Genomic DNA, 3202 nt, shown 5'->3' on the forward strand with positions numbered 1-3202 from the left:
TATCCACCACCATTTTACCGTCGAACGTCGTTTCAAAGGTGATGCCGGTGAGGCTGACGCGCGGCTCCCACTTAAGGATCGCGCTGTAACAGGCCGCCATGATTTGCAGCCGCAGCGCGGTATTCTGCGGGCGGTCAGTCAGTTCAGACAGCAGTGAACCATAGTCACGGCGCATGACGCGGGAACCGACGGGCGTGCGCAAAATGTCGCTGACCGACTGCTGGATGTGCGCCAGGTCTTCGACGCTGCGCCCCGTGTCGCGAGCCAGCCCGATGTATTTTGCGTTACTCATGACGGCACCTGCGTTTGACCGCCGCCCGTCTGGACGCCGCCGTGTTTATGGGTATGCACAACCACGCCGTTTGACGTGATGCTGCCGCCTGAATGGGTGAGGTTGCCGGTCATGGTGCCGCCCTTTTTAATCTCGATGGTGGCGGTGGTGAGTTTGTTCGTGCAGACCACCTCCGGCGTGTCGAGCGTGATGCGGGTTTTCGCCGTGCAGGTGATCAGCGGGGCGGTGACAGCCACCTTATCGGCAGCGTTCACCGTTGCAGACTTAATGCCGGTTGCCAGCAGCGCGCCGGTTTTGGGTTCGTACTCAATCACCGCGCCGTCTGGGAAAGTGACGTGTACGGCATCCGCCGAGGCAGACGGTGCGGGGAATTCATCAGAGAAAACGCCGGGCATCACAAAGGCGGTGTCGAGTTCGCCGCCCAGGCAGAACAGCAGAACCTGCTCACCGGCAGACGGTGCCCACCAGGAACGGGAACGCCCCGCGCGGGAGGTCAGCCAGTGCAGCCAGTCGGTGACGTTGCCGCCGGTGTTCACGCGACAGGTGCCCGCAACTAAATCCACCTCGGCAACGGTGCCAATGCGGATCAGATTGCGCAGCAGGCGCGGAATGTCGTGTTTCGGAATGGATGTATTCATGGATAAAAGAATGCCGCCCTGTCAGGCGGCATACAATTTGATGAGGTTGTTCTAGGGATGGTACAAAGGACCTAGACTTTAGTTATATTGAATGCTCTTGGGCCTTTAGAGTGTTTTTCGATTGTGAAAGTAACTTGCTCACCTGCACACAAATATTTATCTTCACTATTGATTTCTGTAAAAAAGAAAAAGACGTCTTTCCCTTTATCTCTGGTAATGAATCCCCATCCTTTAAAGGCATCAAATGTTTTAACAACCCCATATTCAATTTGGCTTTCACTCATAACCATATGTCTCTTTTAGTCGGTAACTTTCTGAAGTGAGACTTCAACTTTTTTCTCCACATTCTAGAAACTAACTTGTTATTTCTAGATAGGATGCCTAACTTACCATAAGCTTTATTTATACTATCCACATGCCCATACTTTAATTCAATGGTGGCTTTAATTTTTAATAAATTCCTACATTCTCTAAGAATTTTATCTCTTTCAGCATCATCATAAAGTGGTAGAATTAACCCTAGTCGGGTTCTTAAAGATTCGTGATTTGATTGATTTAAACGGTTTAATTTCGCCACCAATCCAGATGTCTTATTCCAAAGTTCATGATAGCCTTCTGAATACATTGATTTTGAATATTCATTTTCACAAATTCTAACTAGAAGTCGTATATATCTTCTTTCATTCCTAGTTGTTTTTGGTAATTGATGGCCAACCCAAAGCCCAGTTATTCTAAATCCTTCTTTCTTCGATTTAATATGTTCTATTTTGGTTTTTTTATTGTTAAATTTTAAGCCATGTTTTTTGAACATTCCATGAATAGACTTGATGTAAATTTCAATTTCTTCATCGTTCAACTGTTTTGAAGAGGATAATGTTACATCGTCTAACAACCTTGTATAAGTAACACCCTTGCCTCTTAATTTAGACACCTCTAAATACTCAGAATTAAAAAAAACAAGGTTAGCTAAATATGAAGATGTACAGGCACCTTGAGGAACCTTATTTTTATAAGTTGTCAATGACGTAAGAATATCACAAACAGGATCTGGAAATTTAAAAAAATACTTAAAAATATCATTAACTTTTGCTTTTTTTATATTGTCGTAAAATGATTTTATATCTAGATTGATTAGGGATTTTATTTTTTCAGTTGAGTGGATTTTGGCATTCTCAACATAATCTCTTCTATTTTCTTTGTCATGTATTCCACCTTGTAAGTAACTAGGGAAGATGACATTTTCAAATAGTCTTGAGTTTATTCTTTTTTGGATTTTTTTTAATTCAAACTTGGGATCGTATACAGTTCTATCCTTGCCTTTAGATTCAATTAAGAACTCTGTGTAGGAATTCCCTGCTTTATTAGCTATTGATCTAAGAGCCGGTTCACTCACGCCAAGTGTTTTTGCTAATACTTCAACAGAAGATATTGGTTTATGAGGGTAATAGGGTTTATCCATGAAAAACTATCCCATTCACGTTGAGACGTAAATGGGTTAGGAGTTAATTAGCTTAGAAACATAATCAATAGGTAAACAAGCTTCAAGATTATGGTTATTAGGCCAATCCAAGGAGCCAAAGCCACTAACGTGGTCATTAACCCCCAGGTTTTGTTCGGGTCGACTTGCACATTCACCCCACCACCTTCTAGTGTAGGTGGGGTATATTTCTTTTTTACATCAAATGCTAATTTCAGGTTGAAGGTATAATTTATCTTCTTCATATTTCATTACTCCGCGTAGCGTACCGGACGGTACGGCCAGACCGAAGTTCTGTTCAGGAAAATTATATCGACCCTTACAACTCCTAACCCTATACGCCAGACAATTGTCGGTTCAATATGCGGAATAGTTGAAGCGAAACACCTCTTCATCCATAAACGCGATATATCCCCGCATGACCGGTCATGATCCCTAGTGGGATCGCCTTTTACGGCATCGTTACCCTGAAGACCTTTAGCATTTTAAAGAACGGCAACAGGCGTGATACACCTGTAATGTTGCGGTTTTAATACTAATCTGATTGAAATTCAGAAGCAAAGAATTTCTTAATAAAGATTAGTAAGCGCAAATATAATCTCCGATAGGTATTATATCCTTGATAAACATTCAATCAGTACGGTTTCAGTTAATTCAATATCTTTAGCGTCCAGCCCCAACAACGGCCGCGCAGGATATGGCGCTTCTTTAGCCCAGACGTTCGGACGATCTCGCAGGCCGTACTGATGCACTTCAGCCATTCGTTTAACTCTGCTAGTGAACTCCACCACCGCA

Annotated in this window: 6 protein-coding genes; all 6 read right to left on the minus strand. The window is 43.3% G+C overall.

The window, feature by feature from the left end; translation table 11 throughout:
* On the minus strand, positions 1–292 hold a 292-nt coding region (locus ED901_RS13225; RefSeq protein WP_122096307.1), incomplete at its 3' end, for a GPW/gp25 family protein.
* The gene (locus tag ED901_RS13230; RefSeq protein WP_122096132.1) at positions 289–930 is read right to left on the minus strand and encodes a phage baseplate assembly protein V; all 642 of its coding nucleotides are present in this window, start codon (positions 928–930) and stop codon (positions 289–291) included. The genes ED901_RS13225 and ED901_RS13230, both read right to left, overlap by 4 nt.
* Before the next feature lie 71 nt (positions 931–1001).
* On the minus strand, positions 1002–1214 hold the full coding sequence (locus tag ED901_RS13235; protein WP_205965104.1) for a retron Se72 family effector protein: 213 nt from the start codon (positions 1212–1214) through the stop codon (positions 1002–1004).
* On the minus strand, positions 1211–2389 hold the full coding sequence (locus tag ED901_RS13240; protein ID WP_122096184.1) for a reverse transcriptase family protein: 1179 nt from the start codon (positions 2387–2389) through the stop codon (positions 1211–1213). The genes ED901_RS13235 and ED901_RS13240 overlap by 4 nt, the downstream gene beginning before the upstream one ends.
* 47 nt (positions 2390–2436) lie before the next feature.
* The gene (locus ED901_RS25235) at positions 2437–2652 is read right to left on the minus strand and encodes a hypothetical protein (protein WP_122096185.1); all 216 of its coding nucleotides are present in this window, start codon (positions 2650–2652) and stop codon (positions 2437–2439) included.
* 366 nt (positions 2653–3018) lie between these two features.
* Positions 3019–3202: phage virion morphogenesis protein (locus tag ED901_RS13250; RefSeq protein ID WP_122096309.1), on the minus strand; the 184-nt coding region annotated here is incomplete at its 5' end.

The organism is Rahnella sp. Larv3_ips, from assembly GCF_003697865.1.
GTDB lineage: Bacteria > Pseudomonadota > Gammaproteobacteria > Enterobacterales > Enterobacteriaceae > Rahnella > Rahnella rivi.